This window comes from Streptomyces sp. NPDC028991 (assembly GCF_055564775.1).
In genome coordinates this window covers 1-19,609 of record NZ_JBVHVP010000025.1, presented here as the reverse complement: position 1 = coordinate 19,609, position 19,609 = coordinate 1, and the positions used below count along the sequence as shown (strand labels likewise).

Below are 19,609 nucleotides of genomic sequence, written 5' to 3'. Positions count from 1 at the left end.
CGTCCGCGCCGCCGGACCGTTGGTGTCCGTCACGCACCCAGGCCGTTGCGCCCGCTGCGCGTCGCCCCGTCCGCCCGCGGGCCGGCCCCCCGGCCGCCCGCCGCCCACCACGGAGGAACCCATGCCCCTGCCGCCCGCCCGCGTCGTGCGGGTCGTCGAAGGCGTGCGAACCGGTCTGCAGCGGCTGGCACGGAAGCTGGCCCCCGCGCCGTTCTCGCTGCTCGAGATGGTCCAGGGCGCCATGCTCAGCCAGGCCGTCTACGCCGCCGCGGAACTGCGCGTGGCCGAAGCGCTGAGGGACGGCCCGCTGTCCGCCGAGCGGCTCGCCGAGCGCGTCGGCGCCCACCCGCAGACACTGCAGCGGCTGATGCGGCTGCTCGCCTCGAACGGCGTGTTCGCCGAGCGGAAGGACGGCGCCTTCGAACTGTCCCCGATGGGAGCGGCGCTGCTCGAGGACGCACCGATGTCCATGCGCGGCATCGCCGTGCTCATGGGCCACCCGATCCACTGGGAGGACTGGTCGCACTTCGTGGACGCGGTGCGCACCGGCGAGCCGAGCCTGCCGAAGCTGCGCGGCATGACGGCCTTCGAGTTCATGGAGGCCAAGCCCGAGTACGGCGAGGTGTTCATGAAGGGCATGGGCGCCATGTCCACCACCGAGACGGAGCCGGTTCTCGCGGCGTACGACTTCTCGCGCTTCGGCACGGTCGTCGACTTCTGCGCGGGCCGGGGCGAACTGCTCGCCGGGATCCTGCGCAAGTCGCCGGGCGTGCGCGGGATCCTGTCCGATCCGCGGGTGGGCGAGAACGGTGCGGCCGGCTATCTGGCCGAGCAGGGCGTCGCCGACCGGTGCGAGGTGGTGTCCGCCGACCTGTTCGGGCCGGTGCCCGAGGGCGGGGACGCCTACGTGCTCAAGCACATCGTGCACGACTGGCCCGAGGAGCAGGCCCTTCGGATCCTGCGCAACGTGCGGGCCGCGATGCGGCCCGGCGGGCGGCTGCTGCTGATGGAGATGGTCGTGCCCGACAAGCCGAACGCCGCGCACTCCTCGAAGCTGGTCGACCTGTGGCTGATGCTGCTCGTGGGCGGCAGGGAGCGGACGGCCGCGCAGTACGGGGAGCTGCTGGCGAAGGCCGGCTTCCGGCTGGAGCGGGTGGTGCAGACGCCTGCTGCCATCTCGGTCGTGGAGGCGAGCCCGCGGTAGGGGCCCGCGCAGCGATGAGGGGTGCCGCCCGGTCCAGCGGGCGGCACCCCTCACTGCGTACGTCATCCTCCGGCGGGTGCGCCGAACCAGCGGGCGAGGGCGCTGCCGAGACCGTCTCCGCCACCCGCACCGGTCCACGCGACGTGCCCGTCGGGGCGGACCAGCACCGCCTGCGCGCCCGCGAACACGGCGCCGCGGTCGGCCGTGCGGGCGGTGGCGGTCACGACATCGACGCGGCCGGCCCAGGGCGCGGCGGCCGCGCGCAGGGCGGGGTCGCCGACGAGGTCGAGCAGGACGCCGTGCCCGGCGTGCAGCAGGGCGAAGGTGTCGGTCTCGCCGTCGGGCCCGGTCAGCGGGAGTTTGCCGAGACGGCGCCCGAGGAGCGGGTGGGCGGATTCGCCGTCGCCGGACTCGCGGTCGCCGATGCCGTCGTAGCGGATGTCGAGGTGGGAGACGATGCCCGCGAGATGGCGGCGGACCGTGTCGTAACCGGTCAGCTCGGTCAGGACGCGGCGCAGCGGCTCGGCCTGGTCGCCGCCGAGGAAGACCATGCCCTGGGCGCGGGTGTTCATCAGCAGGCGGCGCCCCACGGGGTGGCGCTCGCCGTGGTAGGTGTCCAGGAGGGCCTCGTCGGCGCGTCCGGTGACGACGGCGGCGAGCTTCCAGCCGAGATTGGCGGCGTCCTGGACGCCGGTGCTCAGGCCCTGGCCGCCGGCGGGCAGGTGGATGTGGGCCGCGTCCCCCGCCAGCAGCACGCGGCCGCGCTTGTACTCGGCGGCCTGGCGGGTGGCGTCGCTGAAGAAGCTGACCCACTCCGCGCCGCCGCCGCTGATGTCCTCGCCGGTGATGTGCTCCCAGGCCTTGGCGACCTCCTCGAAGGTGACGGTGTCGTCGGCGCTGCGGGCGGCGGCGCCGTGCGGGCAGACGATGATGCGGTGCACGCCCTCCTTGAGCGGGGCGGCCATCACCATGCCGTTGGGGAGCGTCTCGCCGAGGTAGCGGGGCTTGAGGTCGAGGCCGGTCACGTCGGCGAGGAACATCGCGCGGGTGGCCTCGGTGCCGGGGAAGTCGATGCCGGCGAGCTTGCGCACCGTGCTCTTGCCGCCGTCGCAGCCGACCAGGTGGGAGGCGCGCAGCTGCCGTACGCCGTCCGCGGTCCCCACGGTGACCTCGACGTGGTCGCCGTCCAGGAAGCCGTCGGTGACGGCGAGGACCTCGCACCCGCGGCGGATCTCGGCGCCGAGGTCGGTGGCCCACGCGGCGAGGACGGCCTCGGTCTGGCTCTGCGGGATGCCGCGGGCGCCGAAGTGGGCACCTTCCAGGGCGGTGAAGTCGAACTGGACCCCGCCGAAGTGGCCGACGGGGCTGACCTCCAGGGTCTCGCCCTGCCCGAAGCGGGGCAGCAGCCCGCGCTGGTCGAAGACCTCCATGGCGCGGGCGGTGAAACCGAGGCCGCGGGACTGGCCGGTGGGCTCGGGCAGCTTGTCGAGGACGATCACCTCCGCCCCGCCCAGGCGCAGTTCCCCTGCGAGCATCAGTCCGGTCGGGCCTGCGCCTACGACGATGACGTCGGCGTCCATCGTGGTGTCCTGCATGGTGGTGGGATCCCTCTCACTCGTCAGTGGTCCGTGCTCGGTGGGGGCCGGGAGGCGGGGGCGGGGGGGGCGGCGAGAACGGGAAGTGTGCGGCCCGGGGACGATGGCTCAGGCAGTGCCGAACCACCGTCCGACCGCCTCGGCGAGCCCCTTCGCGTCCCTGCCGCCCGCCCAGACGACGTGGCCGTCCGGCCGGGCCAGGAGGGCCGGCGTGCCCGCGAGCGGTGAGCCGGGGGCCGCCTGTGCGGTGACCGTGTCGACGCGGTCGGCCAGGGCGGTGTCGATCCGCGGCGGTGGGGCGCCGAGACCGAGGAGCAGCCCGCGTCCGGAGCGCAGCAGTTCGGCCGTGCCGCAGACGATCTCGCCGACGCGCAGCCGCACGTGCGGCAGCCGTGCGCCCCGCAACGGGTGCTCGGGGCCGCCGACGTCGTACCGGACGTCGAGCCCGCTGATCATTCCGGCGAGGCGGGTGCGCACCTCGTCGTGGGCGACGAGTTCGGCGAGGACCGTGCGCAGCGCTTCCACCTCGGGGCCGCCGAGCAGCAGCAGGGCCTGGGCGCGGATGTTGCCGAGGACGGCGGCACCGACGGCGGCGCGTTCGGTGTCGTAGCTGTCGAGGAGTCCGCCGGGTGCGGTGCCGTCGACGGCGGCGGCGAGCTTCCAGCCGAGGTTGTAGGCGTCCTGGAGGCCGAGGTTGAGTGCCTGGCCGCCGATGGGCATCTGGCGGTGGGCGGCGTCTCCGGCGAACAGGACGCGGCCGTGCCGGTAGCGGGCCAGGCGCCGGTTCTCGTCGTCGAAGTGGTTGACCCACAGCGGGGTGCCGCCGGAGATGTCCTCGCCGGTGACGCGCTTCCAGGCGGTCGCCATCTCGTCGAAGTGCGGAGCGCCGGCGCGTTCGCGGACCGCGGCGCCGAACTCGTGCACCATCACGCGGGTCACGCCGGCCGGGTTGCGGGCGGCGACGGCGAGGCCGCCGGGGAGGCGTTCGAAGCGCCGGTTCGGGATGTCGACGCCCTCGACGTCGGCGCGCAGCAGCTCGCGGGCGGCCGGGGTGCCGGGGAAGTCGGCGCCGATCAGGCGGCGCACCGTGGAGTCCTGGCCGTCGCAGGCGACCAGGTGGGCGGCGCGCAGCGTGAGGCGGTCGCCGTGGCGGCCGGTGGCGGCCGCCTCGACGTGGGAGCCGCGGTCCCGCACGGCGTGCAGGGTGTGGCCGCACCTGAGGTCGGCGCCGAGGCCGAGGGCCCACTCCTCCAGGACGGACTCGGTCCTGGTCTGGGGGACCTTCCACTGTCCGGGGTAGGGGCCGGGCAGCGTCAGGTCGAGGGGGATGCCGCCGAAGTGGCCGCGCGGCTCGCACGGCGGGCTGCCGAGGTCCGCGAGCAGACCGCGGCTGTCGAGCAGTTCCATCGTGCGGGCGTGCAGGGTGGAGGCGCGGGACTCCGTGGTCGGGCCGTGGCGCCGCTCGACGAGGGTCACCTGGATGCCGCGCAGGGCCAGTTCACCGGCGAGGAGCAGGCCGACGGGGCCCGCACCGACGACGATCACCTGGGTGTCGACCGTCTCGGCGGGCCCGGTGCGCGCTGTCCGGCCGTCCGGGTGCGGGGCGCCGGCCATGTCAGCGGTTCCGCTCCGCGTGGTCCTTGGCGTGGCCGAGGGTGGCGAGGCTGTTGGTGCTGAGCGCGCCGTGCACATAGGTACGGGCGTCGGCGACGGTCGCCTCGGGGCCGAGGATCCGGGCGATGTTCTCGGTGTTGAGGGTGACGGTGTGCTGGGAGCTGGCCGTCGTACCCGATTCCTCGGTCTCCTCGAAGGTCCACACGCCGGTGTGCAGGGTCATCAGGGCCGGCAGCGTGACCTGCTTGTAGGCGATGCGGTGGTGGCCGAGGACGACCCGGTACGACTTGGTGGTGTGCGTGGAGCCGTCCTTGGCGCGGGTGTCCATCTCCAGCTCCTGCAGGCCGGGGGTGTCCTCGGTGAAGCGGACACGGGCCACGTGCGGCAGCCGCTCCGGCCACAGCCCGGCCTCGTTGACGAAGGCGAAGGCGTCCTTGGCCGAGCCGTCGATCGTCACGGTGTCGGTGAAGGAGAAGGTCAGTTCCTGCGCGTCGGCGGCGTGGACGCGCTCGACGTTCTCCTTGAGGGCGGCCAGTTCGCCGGTGCTGTTCTTGTCCACGGCCCGCTCGATCCACAGCAGGTCGTGGGGGTCGTCGCCGACGGCCCGGTAGTCGTGCAGGAGCCTGACGCGCGAGGTACCCGCACCGAGGGGTTCGACGATCCAGGTGCCGCCCATCGCGGCGACCGGCGGGGCCGGCACCTCCTGGCGGAAGGTGATGCGCAGGGCCTCGGGGTCGAGGGTGCGGCGCGAGGTCCAGGTCTTGGGCTCGCCGTTGGCGGTGGCCCAGATGCGGATGCGCTCCTCGTTGCCGCCGGTCTCCTCGCGTTCGACGTGGATGGTGGGCGGGAAGATCCGCGGCCAGTTGGTCACCTCGGCGAGGAGGCGGTACACGGCGGCGGCGGGCGCGCTGATGGTGATCTCGTGCTCGACCTCACGAGTCGTCATGACGGCTTCTCCTCGGTGGTACTGGCTGTGCGGACGGCGGGGAGCGCGGCTCCCGGTGGACGGGCGGCCTAGAAGTTGCCGAGGCCGCCGCAGACGTTGAGTGCCTGGGACGTGATGGACGCCGCGGTGTCGGAGGCGAGGTAGCCGACGAGGCCCGCGACCTCCTGGGGCGTGGAGTAGCGGCCGAGCGGGATCTTGGCCTGGAACTTCTTGAGGATCTCGTCCTCGCTCGTGTCGTACGCCGCGGCGTAGCCCTGCCGCACCCGCTGGGCCATCGGCGTCTCGACGTATCCGGGGCAGACGGCGTTGACGGTGATGCCGGTCGGTGCCAGTTCGTTGCCGAGGGCCTTCGTGAAGCCGACGACCCCGTGCTTGGAGGCCGAGTAGGGGGCGCCGAGGACGACGCCCTGCTTGCCGGCGGTGGAGGCGATGTTGATGATCCGGCCGCGGTCCTTGGCGCGCATGCCGCCGGTGGTGAGGACCTCCCGGGTCATCCGGAACACGCTGTTGAGGTTGGTGTCGATGACGTCGTCCCACAGCTCGTCCGTGATGTCCGCGGTGGGACCGCCGCCCGAGCGGCCGGCGTTGTTGACGAGCACGTCGACGGTGCCGAACGCGGCGACGGCGCTGCGCACGAACTCCTTGACGGAGGCGGCGTCGCGGACGTCGAGCTGCCGGCCGTCCACGTCCAGGCCCTCCTCGCGCAGCGCCTTGGCGGTGTGGGCGACGTTGTCCGCGTCGCGTGCGCCGATGAAGACCCGGTGCCCCTGCTGCGCCAGCAGCCGGGCGGCCTCCAGACCGATGCCGCTGGTCGCACCGGTGACGAGGGCGACCCTGCGGGTGGTGTCGGACATGGGGTGCCCCTCTCAGGCGGCCCGGGCCCCGGACAGGGCCAGCTGGGCGTTGACGATGTCGAGCAGGTCGCGCGGCGTGATGTCGTCGCCGAGGTCGTCGTCGTCCAGGACGATGCCGTACTCGCGCTCGATGCGGCCGCCGGTCTCCAGCAGCGCGATGGACTCGTAGCCGAGGACCTCGAACGTGGTGTCCTGGATGTCTCCGTCGAGGTCGACGTTCTCGTCCGCACCCGCGGCCTCGAGAAGTACGCGCCGGAGGTCGTCGAGGGTGAACTGGGTACTGGCCATGGGTGCTTCCTTCGGTCTCGGGGCGGTGGCGCCCCAGCTGATCGTTTCCGGTGCTCACGGGCCGTCCGGCCCGCCGGCGGTACGCCGTCCGCTCAGGCGGACGCCTCCCACCGGTAGAAGCGCCGTGCCATGGCGTCGGCCGGGGAACGCCAGGTCGCGGGGTCGTAGGGGTCGATGAACGGTTTGAGGTCGTCGCTGATCCGCACGAAGCGCGGGTCGTCCTTGGCGCCCTGGATCAGCTCGCCGCCGTTGTCCTCGTCGAAGTCCTGCAGGTGGAAGTAGAGGCCGTTGAAGGCGAACAGCTGGCGCCGCCGGGTGCCCATCCGGTGCGGCATGTCGGTCGCGTCGAACTCGGCGAACAGTTCGGCGACGTCCGCGCTCGAGCCCGGCGCCATGCGGGCCACGATCAGCGTGCTGTGCATAGGTTCTCGCTCCTTGGCGGGGTCCGATGGGTTGCGCGGGGCACGGATGCCGCTCGGCGGCCGGCGCCACGGCCGGTGCCCGCCGCCCGGCGCGCGGGCCGGCTACTCGCCCGCCGCGCGCGTGTGCACGACGCGGTAGGTGTTCGCGTCGCACTCGATCTGCAGCTCGGCGATGCGCTCGTCGTTGGCGCGGCGGGGTCCGGGCTTGCGCTCGTGGGGCAGGTCGCGGAACGCCTCGTAGCTCTCCTTGCTGTCCCACTGCGAGTAGACGACGGCGAAGGCGCCCTCGACGAACATGGCGCGCAGGCCCTTGAAGACGCTGTGCGAGCGGTAGCCGGGGACGTTCACCAGCCAGTCCTGGCCCTCGCCCAGGAGCTTGACCAGCTCCGCCTGGTCGGCCTCCGCGACCCGGTGGACCTCGATGGCCGTGTAGTCGTCGCGGTCGGGCGAGACCTCGACGCGTCCACCGAGCCCGGAGCGGGTCTGGGAGAAGGCGATCTCGTTCTGCAGCAGCCGGATGGCCGTGGTGATCTCGCGGAAGACGGGCAGCGTGCGGTGCTTGAACTCGTCACCGGCGTAGCGCCTCTCCAGGTCCTCGCCGCTGCGCCACTGGATCAGGTTGGCGGTGCCGGGGGTGTCCTGTCCGGCGTGCACGGTGGAGGAGATCCACCCCTCGTAGGCGGCCGTGTCGACGATCTTGCCCATCTCGGTGAGCAGCTGTTCCTGGTGTTCGGGGGTGTCGGTGGTGAACAGGTTGAGGACGGTCAGGTAGTTGTCCTCGGCGGAGATGATCGGCATGGTTCCTTCGCTTCCTCGGGGTACGTGCGGGCGGTCGGGGCCCGTGGTCAGCCGGCGGGGCCGAACCAGCGGGCGAGCGCGTCGGTGAGCGGCATGCCCGTGGCACCGGCGGCCGGCCCTTCGCCGGCGCCGCCCACCCAGGCGATGTAGCCGTCGGGACGGACGAGCAGGGCGGCGGGGCCGTAGCCGTCTTCGGCGTCCTGCACGGTGACGGTGTCGACCCGGTCGGACCAGCCTTCGCCTGCGGCCCGCAGCTCTTCGCTGCCGGCGAGGTCGAGCAGCAGGCCGCGCCCCGGCTCCAGGAAGGAGAAGACGCTCTGCTTCACGCCGTCCCGGGTGACCTGCTTGTCCTCCAGGCGGCGGCCCAGCAGCGGGTGGCGGTCGCACCCGACGTCGTGGCGGATGTCGAGCCCGGTGACCATGCCCACCAGGTGGCGCTGCACCTCTTCGTGCCGCACCAGCTCGGCGAACACCTGCCGCAGCGGCCCGGCTTCCTCACCGCCGAGGTAGAGGGTGCGCTGGGCGAGGGTGTTGGCGAGGATGCGGGCACCGACCGGGTGGCGCTCGGAGTGGTAGGTGTCGAGCAGCCCCTCGGGAGCCCGGCCCTTGACGTCCAGCGCGAGCTTCCAGCCCAGGTTGACGGCGTCCTGGATACCGGCGCTCATGCCCTGCGCGCCGATCGGCAGGTGGATGTGGGCGGCGTCGCCGGCGACGAAGACGCGTCCCTCGCGGTACTGGGCGGCCTGCCGGCTGACGTCGGTGGTGGAGGAGACCCACAGCGGTGTGGCGCCGCTGATGTCCTCGCCGGACAGGCGGTGGAACGCCTCGGCGACCTCGTCGAAGGTGATGGGGTCCTCGCCGGTGCGCATCGGCTGCGCGCGGTCGTAGTAGATGACGCGGCTGCGGTCGGGACCGAGCGGCAGCACCATGACCATGCCGCCGGGCACCGGCTCGCCGCTGAAGCGCGGGCGCAGCTGTACGCCGGTGATGTCGGCGAAGCGCAGTTCGACGGTGGGCGCGGTGCCGGAGAAGTCGATCCCGGCGCTGGTGCGCACGACGCTGCGGGCGCCGTCGCAGCCGACGACGTGGCGGGCGCGGAGCGTGCCGGTGCCGTCCGCGGTGGCCACGTGCACGCGGACCTCGTCGTCGTCCTGCTCGACGCCGGTGACCTCGACGCCGCGGCGCACCTCGACACCGCGCTCCGCGATCCAGCCGGCGAGCATGGCCTCGGTCCGTGACTGGGGGATTCCGCGGGCGCCGTACGAACCGTTCACAACGACCCGGTAGTCGAGCGGAACTCCACCGAAATGACCGAACGGAATGACATCGACATCGCCGAGCCGGGATATGAGTCCGCGCTGCGCGAATTCCTCGATCGTGCGCGCGGAAAAGCCGAGGGCTCGGGATTCCCTGATGGGTTCGGCAAGCCGGTCGACGACCAGGGCGGAGACTCCGTTGAGACTCAACTCGCCTGCGAGCATGAGTCCGGTGGGCCCTGCTCCTACTATGATCACGTCCGCGTCAAAGGTGTCCATCTGCCCTCTTCCGACTGGTGTTTGATGAGTATTGCCGGACCACGGAGGAACGGTAAAGCGAGTTCGGTACAGGCTTTGCGCAATCCATTACAGAACTCTGCCGAGAATGTCAGATCTCTGGCAGGGGCCTGGTCCCCCGACCGCGCCCGGCGCCATGCTCGGGCGGTGACTTCCAATCTTTCGCCCGCCGATTCGGCCGCGGCCGCCGATTCCGCGGACGCCGTTGTGGTCGCCGAACTGCTGGGCCGCTATCTGGTCACGCTCGACGACGAGGAGCCCGACGACGCGTGGGCCCGGAGCCTGTTCACCGAGGACGCGATCGTCACCTTCCCGATGAGCCGCCACGAGGGGTGCGCCGGACTCGCCGAGTGGCACCGCGCCTCGCTCGCGGCGTTCGCGCGCACCCAGCACCTGGGCTCGCCGGCGGTGGTGGCGGTCACGGGCGACGGGGCGGCGTTCCGCGCCAACGTGCTGACCACGCACGTGCACCATCCCGGCGGGGACCGGCCGCCGCTGTTCCGCGCGGGGACGCTCGCCTCCGGTGAGGCCCGCAGGACGGCTGCCGGGTGGCGGATCCGCGAGCTGTCGTTCCGGGTGCTGTTCACCGAGGGGGAGCCTCCCGCACGGGGCTGATCACCCGGTGCTCAGATGTCCACGACGGGGCCCTCGTCTCCGGGCGGGGTCATCGCCGTGAGCAGCCGCGGGTCGAGCATGGTGCCGACCGAGGTGTCGCCGGCCGGGTCGAGCCCGGCGTCGTGGCAGGCCGCGCTGACCAGGTAGCGGCCGAGCACCGGGTGGGTGGCGAACGTCCACTCGTCGCCGAGCGCCGCGGCACCGTCGGGGGTGCGCAGGCCGCCGAGGGCGAGGCCGAAGCCGAATTCGGTGAAGGCGAGCCGCATGCCCTGCCCGAGCGCCTTGGTGTACGCCTCCTTCAGGGTCCACAGCCGCAGCACGCACGCCGCCTGCTGGTCCGCGGACAGCGCGTCGAGTTCGGCGACCTCGGCCGGGGTGCACATCCGGCCACGCATCAGCTCCAGGTCGAAGCGCCGGTCCGCGCACTCGGCGTCCAGGCCGACCCGGCCCACCCGGCTGATCCCGACGGCCATCAGCTCACCGGTGTGCGTCAGCGCCACCTCCACCTGGTCGAGGCCGCGCAGGTACGGACGGCCACCGAGACGGTAGGCGATGTCGATGTCCTCCGGGCTGATGCCGAGCGCGGCCGCCGCGGTGTACTTGATGAGCAGCCGGGAAGCGGCGAACCGGCTGCGGACCGCGGGGTCGTGGGTGCCGGCGTAGCGGTTCCAGTCCCGGCCCAGCAGCGCCTGTAGGCGCGGGGTGGTGAGCACCGCGGGAAACCACTCGGTCCACGTCGCGTACGCCACCGTCGTCCCGTGGTCCAGGAGGTCCTCCCGGATCCGCAGCCAGGAGCTGTCCGGCCGCGGGATGTGCACGGGCGGCGCGACCGCGGACCCGTGCGCGGTGGCGACGACACCGAGCGCGCTCAGGCGCCGCAGGGTGTCGAGGACACCCACGGCGTCGCGGGCGTCGATGTCGTCCGTGACGCGGCCGTCGCCTCCGCGCACGGCCATGGGCTCCCTGTGGTGCACGGCGTTCGCCTCCCAGCGTCGTCCTGCGGGTCCGGCGGCCGGTCCGGACCGGCGGACCTCCCGGGCCGAATCGTTTCTGCCGCGTTCGGGGCTCACGCGAGCCGCATCCCGTAGAGGTCGAAGCTCCGCCCGTCGCGGTACCGGTCCACGAGCCGGGCCGCCAGGTCCTGTGTGATGCCGTCCGGCAGGTCGGGCACTTCCAGACCGAGGCGGCGGCCGAATCTGGTCAGGGCGATCAGCGCCCAGTCGGGCTCGGCGAGCAGGCCGCCGTCCGGGGTGCCGGGGTCGGCGTTCTCGCAGACCCCGAGGCAGGACGCGGCCGCGAGCAGCAGGCAGTACCGGTCGACGAGGACGTACGCGGCCGGCGCGAGCGCCCCGGTGTCCGGGCGCCCCAGGAGCGTCGCGCACCGCTCGGCGAGGCTGTACACCTCGGCGGCGAAGGCGTGGGCGAGGTCGGCGAGCGCCGCCCACCTGGGGCCGCGGTCCCGCTTGCCGTCGAGCCGGGCGGCGGCCCCGAGCAGTGCGGCGAGCAGACCGTCGCAGCCGCTGTGCGGGTCGCGGGGTTCCGCGTCGAGCCGCCGGAAGTCGAGCGCGCTCCGGCCGGCACCGGGTGTGAAGAGCGCGCCGGGTGCCTCGTGTCCGTTCCCGCCGTCGCGGGTCGCGTGGGCGAGGGTGCGCAGGTGCGGGACGAGTACGGCCTGGGTGTCGGCGGTACCGGCGTGCCCGAGCCCGGCCACCGGCAGGTCGCGCACCAGTTTCTGGAAGCCGCCGTAGGTGGGCCCGCGGTCGTATCCGCGCGCGCCGAGCACCGCGGCGAGTTCGTCGAGGTCCTCGTGGAGCAGTGCGGACACGGCGTACTTGACGGCGGCGGAGGGGATCAGGGCGTGCTCGGGCGCCAGGTCGAGCAGTCGCAGGCCGGCGACGGCGAGGCTGTCACAGGCGAGCAGGTCGGCGAAGACCCCGGCGAGCACCCGGCCCCGGCGCCCGCGCAGCACCAGGCCGCGCCGGGACTCGCTGACGGCGCGGACGGCGTATCGCAGCGCGCTGTCCATCCCGCCGACCAGAGCGCCACCGGACACCAGCGCCCGACTGACCTGGAAGGTACGCAGGGAAAGGCTGACGCCCTCGCCGAGCCCTCCCACGAGGGCGTCGGCGGGCACCGGGCAGTCGTCGAGCCGCAGCCCCGCGTAGTGTGCGCCGCGCATGCCGTGGGTGCGGACGCGCGGCAGCCGGTGCACGACGTGCGTCGGGAGCCTGCCGGTCTCGAGCAGGAACACGGAGTGGCTGTCCGGGCCGTCGCCGGGCGCGGTGCGGACGTAGGCGACGAAGGTGTCGGCGCGGTCGGCGTTGATGACGACGTCCTTGCGGCCGTCGACCACGTACCCGTCGGGGGCGGGCCGTGCCGTGTACTCGCCGCGCAGGATCGCGTTGGCGTGGGCGAACTCGCGGTGCAGGATCGTGATCCGGCCGCCGCCGAGCAGCAGCGACGCGGTCTCCCGGCGCTGCCGCTCGTCCCCCGCGGTCCACACCACGGACGCCGCGAACAGGGCGGTGACCCCGGCACCGAAACCGAGCGCGACGTCCCGCCGGAAGACCGGCCGCAGCACCTGGGCGAGTGCCTCGACACCGGTGAACCGGCCGCCCAGAGCGGTGGGCACGAACTCGGCGGCGAGCCCGAAGCGGCCGAGCAGTTCCTCGGTGGCGGCGGGGATCTCACGCCGTTCGTCGGCGGCGAGCAGCGCCTGCTGGCCGTGCGGGTTGCCGGTGGCGAAGGGATCACCGAGCAGGTCCTCGACATGCCGGGCCCGTGCGGCTCCGTCACCGGACACCCGGGGGGCGCGGGAGTCCGGGGCCGGGCCCGCGGCCGCGGATGCGCCGGCACCCGCGGTGAGGCTGTTGTTCACGTGCGACCTCCAGCTTCAGCCCGTCCGGCGGGTGCGGACGGGTGGGGACAGCGCGATGAGCGGGGACGGTGCGGCCACGGACCGGCGGTGCGGCTCAGGCCCCGCGGGCCGGCGGTGCGGCCACGGACCGGCGGTGCGGCTCAGGCCCCGCGGGCCGGCGGTGCGGCCACGGACCGGCGGTGCGGCTCAGGCCCCGCGGGCCGGCGCGCACTCGGCGTGCTCCTTGGCCAGCCGCAGCGCGACGCCGCTCTCCCGGGCGAGCCGGGAGAGCAGGGCCTCCCGGGCGACACGCACCGCGTCGGCGCCGTCGCCGTACCGCTCGCGCACACCGTCCTCGTCCAGGACGGCGTGGTGGCGCGCGACGACGGTGACTCCCTCGCCCCAGGCGTTGGGTTCGACCGCCCACTCCCCCGCGTGCGCGGCGAGCAGCGCCGGCTCCTCGGTGTCCCGGACGTCCTTGTAGACGATGCGCCCGGCGTGCGGGAAGCCGATCCGCACCGACTCGGTCGTACGCACGGTCCCGTCGGCGCCGGCCAGCTCCACGGTCATCAGCTGTACTCCCGGCCCGCGCTCGGCGATGTCGATCCCCCGCGCGCCGGGCACCGCGTCGGGCCGGTCGCCGAACCGGTGCAGGAAGTCGTACACCGGCTCGACGGGTGCGTCCACGGTCACGGCGTCCTCGAAGGAGAGGACGAGGTCGTCCAGGCGGCGCCAGCGCTCGGCGAGCTGCCGGAGGTTGGCGAGGGCGGCCCGGCTGTTGGCGGTGGTGGCCCTCTTCACCCAGTCCACGTCGGCGCGCGCGTTGTCGGCCACGGCGAAGTCGTTGCTGAGGGTGACGAGCGAGCGCTCGGGACCTCGCGGTTCGACGGTCCAGCTGCCGCCCATGGAGGTCACCGGCCGGGGCAGGACCTCCTGGCGGAAGTCGACACGGTGCGCCACGGCGTCGAGGACGCGACGCGTGGTCCAGGACTTGACCTCGCCGTTGGCGGTGACCCACATCCGCAGCCGCTCCGACTCGCCGTCGAACTCGAGCTGTTCGACGTGGAGGGTCGGCGGCAGGAAGACGGGCCAGCGCAGCGCGTCGGCGATCAGGCCGTAGAGCACGCCGGCGGGGGCGTCGACCTCCGCGTGCTGGGCCATACGGTGTACGGGCGCGAGATACATCCCCACACCCCTCTCGTCTCGGCGTCCGGAAGGCGGGGCGGGCCGCCATGGGACGCCGCCCGCCGGTTGGTACAGGCTCGCCATGGACTGTGTCCTGATCCGGTGGAGAACGACTCGCCCGTTCCTCGAACACCGCTGGAATCCGCAGCGGAGCGCGGCGCTGCGCGCGGACGCCGACCGTGCCGGACGCCGGGTCGATCCGGACACGACCACGCTGCCCGACCCCGCGGACCGCCGCTTCACGCACCGGTGTCCGGCCCCGCGCCGGGCACCCGCGCCGAGGCCGCGGCGGTCACGGGCGCCAAACCCGAGCCGTTCCGCCGGCACGACGGGTGACACCCGTCGGGACATGGAGGACCGACCTCCGGTGGTTGCCGCCAGGCCACCGAAACGGTGGGCGCGGCCGGTGCCCCGACGGTGCACGGCACACCGGCGGGCAGGCGGCGGGAGCTTCCCGCCGGGTCACCGGGCGCTCGACCCGGAATCAAGAGAACGTCAGACGGTTCTCGAGCGGCCGCTCCCAGCCTGACCGGTGTGGGACGACGATCCGCGGACTGAAGGAGGCCTGATGGCGTTCGCCCGGCGTGTGCTGCGGTTCACCCGCGCCCTGGCCACCACTGTCTGGCAGTCCCTGGTCGCCGTCGGCGCCGTCCAGCTCGCCGGTGAGACGGCCCGGGCCGACACCCGCCTGGCGGACGCGCCTCCGCCGGGCCACCCCGAACGCCTGCGTCCCGACCTGCCGCTGACCGCGTTGGAACGCGCCCTGCTGAAGGACATCGGCTCGGCGCGCTGACGGTCGCCGCGCCGCCGCCGGCCATCGCGGGGTCAGGCCGCGTACAGATCGAAGGTGGAGGAGCGCCGCGGCCCGGACGACAGGTCCAGCTGGGGGTCCACGGCGAGTATCGCGTGATGCAGCCGCTGCAACTGCGGTGAGGGCTCCACGCCCAGCTCGTCGACCAGGCGACGGCGCAGCCGGTGGTAGACGTCCAGGGCGGCGGCCTGCCGACCGGACCGGTACAGCGCCACCATGGCCTGCGAGTGCAGCCCCTCGTGCTCGGGATGCCGGGCGATCAGATCCGTGAGTTCGGCGGTGACCTCGGCGTGCCGGCCGATCCGGAGGTCGGCGTCGATGCGGCGCTCCCGCGTGACCAGCCGGCTCTCCTCCAGTCTCATCGCCTCTATCCCCAGGACCGGACCGACGGGTACGTCGACCAGTGCGGGCCCCTGCCAGAGGTTCAGCGCCTTGCGGTAGCTCTGGGCGGCCCGCTCGTCCTCACCGTTCTCGAAGGCCTGCTGGCCCTCGGTGACGAGGCGTTCGTAGGCGTGGACGTCGACCGCGTCGGCCGGTATCTGCAGCAGGTAGCCGCCGTGCCGGGTGGCGAGCACGTCCTTGGCGGTGCCCGGGGCGCCGGGCCCCATGGCGGTGCCGAGCCGGCGCCGCAGCTGGAGTATGTAGGTCTGGAGCGTGGTGAGGGCGCTCTGCGGAAGCGCGGTGCCCCAGATCTCCTCCATGAGCGTGGGCACGGGCATGACCCGGCCCGGGTAGAGAGCGAGCAGGGCCAGGATCTGGCGCGGCTTCCCGGCCGTCGGGACGATCGACATCCCGTTGACGTCGGCACTCAGTGGACCCAGAACACGAATCTCCATGGCTTCCCTCCCCGTACCTCGACGGCTGACCTCGACCTCCGAGCCGGTGTTCGAGTCGGTGCCCGAGATCCGTCGATATTGCGCCACGCAGGGACCCGGTGTCCTTACCCCACGATGTATGCACGAGGCGCACCGTATCCCCCCACAATCACGCCCTGGGAAATCATCGAGGAGTCTTCGAGCGGAATTCTTGCGACCCCTCGCCCAGCTGTTCCTGACGCATCTCTGACACTCTCCTGACTGCTACGGAAATAATGTGCCGCGCGTCTTCAGCGGATCCGTGCGCACTGTTAGCTTTCTGCGCCATGGAGGCCACCGAAAGCACCGGGCGCGACGGCGGGCGGACGACGGCCGGGGACGCGGATCCGCTGACGCTCCGGCTCCTGCGCCTCGTGGCCGCCGATGGCGCCCCCCTGGACTCGAGCACCGCCATGGAAGTCCTCTCCGCCTGGCACCGCCGCGGCGTGGAGGTCGGGTTTCCCGAACTGATGGCGCGCCCCGCTTCCGGTCCTGGGCGACCGCCCTGTTCCTGTCACCGCGAGCACCGCACCGGCTGAACTCCAGAAATCCCGGAAAAACGCTGGAACAGAACTCGCGCCGCCGCGCCCCCGTCACTCACACCGTCTATCGTCCGACAGCCGGGTAATGCAGTATTCCCTTTCCGGCCGACAGGAATCGGACCACGAGACGGAGTCGTCCATGGAAAACGGCGCCCACTCCATTCCGGTCATCGGCCCGGACCACCGGAGCACGAGCGGACCCGGCGCCCCGGGCGCGGAAGCCGCCGGACCCGCCGGGCCGGAGACGGAGTTCCGCATCCTGGGCCCCGTCGAGGTCCACGACGCGCGTACCGGGCTCGGGCTGCTTCCCACGGGGGCGAAACAGCGCGCTCTGCTGGGGGCCCTCGTGGTGAGGTCGGGGCAGACCGTCTCCGCTCACCGGCTCATCGACGAGCTGTGGGGCGGGTGCCCGCCGGCGAACGCCGGGAACGCCCTGCAGGCCCATGTGGCCCGCCTGCGGCGGCTGCTGGCGCGACCGTGCCCCGGCCCCCGCGAACCGTCCCCCGGCCCCCGCGAACCGCACCCCGAGTGGATCGCGACCCGGTCGTTCGGCTATGTCCTGCGCCTCGGCCGGGCCACCACGGACGCGGAGCGCTTCAACCGCCTGGCGGCCGAGGGCCGGGCGGCCGCCGTCGGGGACCCCGGCCGCGCCGCCGATCTGCTGCGCCGGGCGTTGGCACTGTGGCGGGGGCCCGCGCTGGAGGGCAGCGTGCGCGGGGCCATCTGCGCGGCGGAGGCGGCGCAACTGGAGGAGAACCGGCTGACCGCCCTGGAAGCGCTGTACGACGCGTGCCTGCGCGCGGCCCGGCATGACGAGATCACGGGCGAGCTGGAGGAACTGACCGCCGACCATCCCGTACGGGAACGCTTCTACGACCTGCTGATGGTGGCGCTCTACCGCTGCGGACGCCAGGCGGAGGCCCTCGGCGTCTACGACCGCGCGCGCAAGCACCTGGTCCGCGAGCTCGGCGTCGAACCCGGCCCCGCCCTGCGGGACCGGATGGAGGCGGTCCTCCACCACGACCCGGCGCTCGCGGCACCCGGACCCGCCGGTCCGTTCCCGGCGGCCCCCGCCCGCGTTCCGCCCTTCACGACCGTGGTGGACCAGGAGGCGGCCGTCATGACCCTCACCCACGAGATCGCCCGCCTGCGGGGCCACGTGGAACGGCTCTTCCTGGAACAGGAAGAGCTGATCCGCCGCTTCGACAGCCTTCGGGTCGCGTCCCCCCGGGCCCGGTGACCGCACCGCCCGCCCGGTCCGCACGCCGGGGGCGGGGTCAGCCCACCCGGGCCACGGTGCGGCCGGTGACCTCCGGACCGCCGCGGGGCGGGACGGTCTCCGGGTTGGCCGTGAGGATGGAGCGCTGCAGCCGGCCTATCGTCGCCGACGGCTCGAGTCCCAGCTCGTGCACGAGCGTGGCACGCAGCCGCTGGTAGACGCTGAGCGCCTCGCCGCGCCGTCCCGAGCGGTGCAGGGCCACCATGAACTGGCCGTGCAGGCTCTCGTGCATCCGGTGTCGGTTGACGAGGACGGTCAGTTCGGAGAGCAGTTCGCGGTGGCGGCCGAGCCTCAGGTCGGCCTCGATGCGCTGGTCCAGCGCGCACAGCCGGGACTCCTCCAGACGCCTGACCTCGAGGTCGAGCCGGCCGCCTGCACTCACGTCGGCGAGCGCCGAGCCGGTCCACAGCGACAGGGCCTCCCGCAACCGCCGTGCGGCTCCCGTGAAGTCCTCGCCGTCCATGGCCCGGTAGCCGGCGCCGGCCCGCTGCTCGAACTCACGGAAGTCGACCCGGCCGCCACGGCTGTCCAGGCGGTAACCGCCGGGCAGGGTGACGAGGATGTCCTTGGCGGTGACGCCCGTCTCGCCGCCCGCGGCCAGCGCCGCACCGATGAGCTCCCTCAGCTGGAGCACGTATGTCTGCAGGGTGGTGCGGGCGCTGCGCGGCGGCTCGTCGTCCCACAGCTCCTCGATCAGGGAGGAGACCTGGACCACCCGGTCGGCGTGCAGGGCGAGCAGCGCCAGCACCTGACGCGGCTTCGGGGCGGTCGGTGTGATCGAGACGCCGTGCTCGCGTACTGACAGCGCGCCAAGAACTTCGATGTCCACTGTCTTCTCCCCCTCGGAGTTGCATGCCGGTTGCGTGCGGATCCATGCCGCGAGGGCCGCCGCTTGGACACCTGGAGGGCATCCGACGACTCTGGCTCGAAGACGATTAAAAAAACAGCACAGTCGGTTTGTCAATGGGGAGGTGCATATTCGGCCATGCGAGCCGTCCTCGGCACCGCGGGGAACCACCCCTCGGCAACCACGCTGAAGTGCCGATAGAGCCCTCCCGGAGCCTTACTTGACTCTGGGAGGGCTCTACCGGACAGGCCGGGTCAAGACTGTGGCGACACGGCGGGAAGCGGCACCCGAGGGCTCGATCCACGCAACTCGGAAGTCCCGGCAAAAGTTATGAAAGAGGCATAGCCGACATAAAAACAAACCATGCGGTCTTCTTATTGATCATCCCCTGCACGCCGAGTGCCGCCCCGAAGCCCGGCCGTCGTCGTGATCACGTCGAGCGGCTGCCTCCCGGGACTAGGTCACCGAGTACGGAGGGCGCTGCCAGCCTCGGCAGCAGCAGCTGCCAGAAACGGGTGACGGTGCCATGTGAGAGCCACTGCGGGTCCTGCGTGCCCAGCACCTCGAAGCCGGTGGTCGCCGCCACCACGGAGGCCGCCACCGCCTCGGGGGTGACCTCGCTGAGCAGCCCCTCGCCGTCCGCACGCTTCAGCGCCGCCCCGACCCACTCGTGCCACTGGTGGTGCAGTCCCTGGCTGCCCCCGCGAACCTGGTCCCGGCTCAGCTCGAAGCCGGCGCGCAGCACCACGTCCTCGGCGAGCAGGTGCGCGAGGTCGTGCGAGGTGTCCACCAGCAGCTGCAGGGAGTTGCTGACCACCCCTTCGCGGGCCGTGACGATGCGGTCCAGCCGTTCCGCCGCCGCCTGCTCCACCGAGTCGGCCAGCGCGGCCTTGTTCACGAAGTGGAAGTGGAGCGCTCCGCTGCTCACTCCGGCCAGCGAACTGATCGCGTTGAGAGAGGCCACGCTGAAGCCGTCACGGTTGAAGACCGTGGCAGCCGACGAGATCAGCGCCTCTCGGGTGCGCAGGGCTCGTTCCTGTTTGACCATTCAAATTGCTCCGTCTACTGCGGTGGGTTGCCGTGCTTGCGGGAGGGCAGGTCGGCGTGCTTGGTGCGGAGCATCGCGAGCGACGTGATGAGCACGTCGCGGGTTTCGGCGGGGTCGATGACGTCGTCGACCAGGCCGCGCTCGGCCGCGTAGTAGGGGTGCATCAGCTCGGCCTTGTACTCCTTGACCATGCGGGCCCGCGTGGCCTCGGGGTCCTCGGCGTCGGCGATCTGACGGCGGAAGATGACGTTGGCCGCGCCCTCGGCGCCCATCACGGCGATCTCGTTGGTCGGCCAG

Annotated in this window: 20 protein-coding genes; 5 read left to right on the top strand and 15 right to left on the bottom strand. The window is 72.8% G+C overall.

Annotated elements, in window-relative coordinates:
- Positions 1 to 121 precede the first annotated feature (121 nt).
- Positions 122 to 1,204 carry a methyltransferase gene (locus tag ACZ4V1_RS30940; RefSeq protein ID WP_468342729.1) on the top strand — a complete coding sequence of 361 codons (1,083 nt, stop codon included), beginning with the start codon at positions 122 to 124 and terminating at the stop codon, positions 1,202 to 1,204.
- Between the two features lie 62 nt (positions 1,205 to 1,266).
- Here ACZ4V1_RS30940 and ACZ4V1_RS30935 read toward each other — a convergent pair whose 3' ends face one another.
- The 8 genes from ACZ4V1_RS30935 to ACZ4V1_RS30900 form a co-directional block, all read right to left on the bottom strand.
- Positions 1,267 to 2,784 (bottom strand): FAD-dependent monooxygenase, encoded by a 1,518-nt coding sequence (locus ACZ4V1_RS30935; RefSeq protein ID WP_468342893.1) that lies wholly within the window; start codon positions 2,782 to 2,784, stop codon positions 1,267 to 1,269.
- Positions 2,785 to 2,907: 123 nt separating this feature from the next.
- Entirely contained in the window at positions 2,908 to 4,413 is a 1,506-nt protein-coding gene (locus ACZ4V1_RS30930; protein WP_468342726.1) for an FAD-dependent oxidoreductase, read from the bottom strand.
- Between the two features lies 1 nt (position 4,414).
- A complete protein-coding gene (locus tag ACZ4V1_RS30925; protein WP_468342723.1) occupies positions 4,415 to 5,359 on the bottom strand; it encodes an aromatase/cyclase in 945 nt (314 codons plus the stop codon).
- Positions 5,360 to 5,427: 68 nt separating this feature from the next.
- Positions 5,428 to 6,213, bottom strand: a complete 786-nt coding sequence (gene fabG / locus ACZ4V1_RS30920; RefSeq protein ID WP_468342720.1) for a 3-oxoacyl-ACP reductase FabG — start codon at positions 6,211 to 6,213, stop codon at positions 5,428 to 5,430.
- A gap of 12 nt (positions 6,214 to 6,225) precedes the next feature.
- Positions 6,226 to 6,501 carry a phosphopantetheine-binding protein gene (locus ACZ4V1_RS30915; RefSeq protein WP_468342717.1) on the bottom strand — a complete coding sequence of 92 codons (276 nt, stop codon included), beginning with the start codon at positions 6,499 to 6,501 and terminating at the stop codon, positions 6,226 to 6,228.
- Positions 6,502 to 6,593: 92 nt separating this feature from the next.
- Positions 6,594 to 6,923, bottom strand: a complete 330-nt coding sequence (locus ACZ4V1_RS30910) for a TcmI family type II polyketide cyclase (protein WP_329468943.1) — start codon at positions 6,921 to 6,923, stop codon at positions 6,594 to 6,596.
- 102 nt (positions 6,924 to 7,025) lie between these two features.
- Positions 7,026 to 7,721, bottom strand: coding sequence for an antibiotic biosynthesis monooxygenase family protein (locus tag ACZ4V1_RS30905; RefSeq protein WP_468342714.1), 696 nt, complete (start codon positions 7,719 to 7,721; stop codon positions 7,026 to 7,028).
- A gap of 47 nt (positions 7,722 to 7,768) precedes the next feature.
- Positions 7,769 to 9,256 (bottom strand): FAD-dependent monooxygenase, encoded by a 1,488-nt coding sequence (locus tag ACZ4V1_RS30900; RefSeq protein WP_468342712.1) that lies wholly within the window; start codon positions 9,254 to 9,256, stop codon positions 7,769 to 7,771.
- A 165-nt stretch (positions 9,257 to 9,421) separates the two neighbouring features.
- Between ACZ4V1_RS30900 and ACZ4V1_RS30895 the strand changes: the two genes are divergently transcribed.
- Positions 9,422 to 9,889, top strand: coding sequence for a nuclear transport factor 2 family protein (locus ACZ4V1_RS30895; protein ID WP_468342709.1), 468 nt, complete (start codon positions 9,422 to 9,424; stop codon positions 9,887 to 9,889).
- 11 nt (positions 9,890 to 9,900) lie between these two features.
- Here the strand turns inward: ACZ4V1_RS30895 and ACZ4V1_RS30890 are convergent, their stop codons facing one another.
- From ACZ4V1_RS30890 to ACZ4V1_RS30880, 3 genes are all read right to left on the bottom strand, one after another.
- Positions 9,901 to 10,845, bottom strand: a complete 945-nt coding sequence (locus tag ACZ4V1_RS30890; RefSeq protein WP_468342706.1) for a 4'-phosphopantetheinyl transferase family protein — start codon at positions 10,843 to 10,845, stop codon at positions 9,901 to 9,903.
- Positions 10,846 to 10,955: 110 nt separating this feature from the next.
- Positions 10,956 to 12,767 (bottom strand): acyl-CoA dehydrogenase, encoded by a 1,812-nt coding sequence (locus tag ACZ4V1_RS30885; protein WP_468342703.1) that lies wholly within the window; start codon positions 12,765 to 12,767, stop codon positions 10,956 to 10,958.
- 186 nt (positions 12,768 to 12,953) lie between these two features.
- Positions 12,954 to 13,907: an aromatase/cyclase gene (locus tag ACZ4V1_RS30880; protein ID WP_468342700.1), complete on the bottom strand. Its 954-nt coding sequence runs from the start codon at positions 13,905 to 13,907 to the stop codon at positions 12,954 to 12,956.
- 592 nt (positions 13,908 to 14,499) lie between these two features.
- Here ACZ4V1_RS30880 and ACZ4V1_RS30875 point away from each other — a divergent pair.
- The gene (locus ACZ4V1_RS30875; protein WP_468342698.1) at positions 14,500 to 14,724 is read left to right on the top strand and encodes a DUF6059 family protein; all 225 of its coding nucleotides are present in this window, start codon (positions 14,500 to 14,502) and stop codon (positions 14,722 to 14,724) included.
- Positions 14,725 to 14,756: 32 nt separating this feature from the next.
- Here the strand turns inward: ACZ4V1_RS30875 and ACZ4V1_RS30870 are convergent, their stop codons facing one another.
- A complete protein-coding gene (locus ACZ4V1_RS30870; protein WP_468342695.1) occupies positions 14,757 to 15,578 on the bottom strand; it encodes an AfsR/SARP family transcriptional regulator in 822 nt (273 codons plus the stop codon).
- Positions 15,579 to 15,883: 305 nt separating this feature from the next.
- On the opposite strand from ACZ4V1_RS30870, the gene ACZ4V1_RS30865 reads away from it, so the two are divergent.
- On the top strand, positions 15,884 to 16,135 hold the full coding sequence (locus ACZ4V1_RS30865) for a hypothetical protein (protein WP_468342692.1): 252 nt from the start codon (positions 15,884 to 15,886) through the stop codon (positions 16,133 to 16,135).
- A gap of 142 nt (positions 16,136 to 16,277) precedes the next feature.
- Positions 16,278 to 17,378: an AfsR/SARP family transcriptional regulator gene (locus ACZ4V1_RS30860; RefSeq protein ID WP_468342689.1), complete on the top strand. Its 1,101-nt coding sequence runs from the start codon at positions 16,278 to 16,280 to the stop codon at positions 17,376 to 17,378.
- A 37-nt stretch (positions 17,379 to 17,415) separates the two neighbouring features.
- Here ACZ4V1_RS30860 and ACZ4V1_RS30855 read toward each other — a convergent pair whose 3' ends face one another.
- The 3 genes from ACZ4V1_RS30855 to ACZ4V1_RS30845 form a co-directional block, all read right to left on the bottom strand.
- Positions 17,416 to 18,246: an AfsR/SARP family transcriptional regulator gene (locus ACZ4V1_RS30855; protein WP_468342686.1), complete on the bottom strand. Its 831-nt coding sequence runs from the start codon at positions 18,244 to 18,246 to the stop codon at positions 17,416 to 17,418.
- A 448-nt stretch (positions 18,247 to 18,694) separates the two neighbouring features.
- The gene (locus ACZ4V1_RS30850) at positions 18,695 to 19,312 is read right to left on the bottom strand and encodes a ScbR family autoregulator-binding transcription factor (RefSeq protein ID WP_468342683.1); all 618 of its coding nucleotides are present in this window, start codon (positions 19,310 to 19,312) and stop codon (positions 18,695 to 18,697) included.
- A gap of 14 nt (positions 19,313 to 19,326) precedes the next feature.
- The coding region (locus ACZ4V1_RS30845; RefSeq protein WP_468342680.1) for a carboxyl transferase domain-containing protein at positions 19,327 to 19,609 on the bottom strand (283 nt) is incomplete at its 5' end.

What these genes read in the sequence shown, in the direction of transcription:
- ACZ4V1_RS30940 (WP_468342729.1), top strand. Translation starts at nt 122, where the DNA reads ATGCCCCTGCCGCCCGCCCGCGTCGTGCGGGTCGTCGAAGGCGTGCGA.
- ACZ4V1_RS30935 (WP_468342893.1), bottom strand. Translation starts at nt 2,784, where the DNA reads ATGGACGCCGACGTCATCGTCGTAGGCGCAGGCCCGACCGGACTGATG.
- ACZ4V1_RS30930 (WP_468342726.1), bottom strand. Translation starts at nt 4,413, where the DNA reads ATGGCCGGCGCCCCGCACCCGGACGGCCGGACAGCGCGCACCGGGCCC.
- ACZ4V1_RS30925 (WP_468342723.1), bottom strand. Translation starts at nt 5,359, where the DNA reads ATGACGACTCGTGAGGTCGAGCACGAGATCACCATCAGCGCGCCCGCC.
- fabG (WP_468342720.1), bottom strand. Translation starts at nt 6,213, where the DNA reads ATGTCCGACACCACCCGCAGGGTCGCCCTCGTCACCGGTGCGACCAGC.
- ACZ4V1_RS30915 (WP_468342717.1), bottom strand. Translation starts at nt 6,501, where the DNA reads ATGGCCAGTACCCAGTTCACCCTCGACGACCTCCGGCGCGTACTTCTC.
- ACZ4V1_RS30910 (WP_329468943.1), bottom strand. Translation starts at nt 6,923, where the DNA reads ATGCACAGCACGCTGATCGTGGCCCGCATGGCGCCGGGCTCGAGCGCG.
- ACZ4V1_RS30905 (WP_468342714.1), bottom strand. Translation starts at nt 7,721, where the DNA reads ATGCCGATCATCTCCGCCGAGGACAACTACCTGACCGTCCTCAACCTG.
- ACZ4V1_RS30900 (WP_468342712.1), bottom strand. Translation starts at nt 9,256, where the DNA reads ATGGACACCTTTGACGCGGACGTGATCATAGTAGGAGCAGGGCCCACC.
- ACZ4V1_RS30890 (WP_468342706.1), bottom strand. Translation starts at nt 10,845, where the DNA reads ATGGCCGTGCGCGGAGGCGACGGCCGCGTCACGGACGACATCGACGCC.
- ACZ4V1_RS30880 (WP_468342700.1), bottom strand. Translation starts at nt 13,907, where the DNA reads ATGGCCCAGCACGCGGAGGTCGACGCCCCCGCCGGCGTGCTCTACGGC.
- ACZ4V1_RS30875 (WP_468342698.1), top strand. Translation starts at nt 14,500, where the DNA reads ATGGCGTTCGCCCGGCGTGTGCTGCGGTTCACCCGCGCCCTGGCCACC.
- ACZ4V1_RS30870 (WP_468342695.1), bottom strand. Translation starts at nt 15,578, where the DNA reads ATGGAGATTCGTGTTCTGGGTCCACTGAGTGCCGACGTCAACGGGATG.
- ACZ4V1_RS30865 (WP_468342692.1), top strand. Translation starts at nt 15,884, where the DNA reads ATGGAGGCCACCGAAAGCACCGGGCGCGACGGCGGGCGGACGACGGCC.
- ACZ4V1_RS30860 (WP_468342689.1), top strand. Translation starts at nt 16,278, where the DNA reads ATGGAAAACGGCGCCCACTCCATTCCGGTCATCGGCCCGGACCACCGG.
- ACZ4V1_RS30850 (WP_468342683.1), bottom strand. Translation starts at nt 19,312, where the DNA reads ATGGTCAAACAGGAACGAGCCCTGCGCACCCGAGAGGCGCTGATCTCG.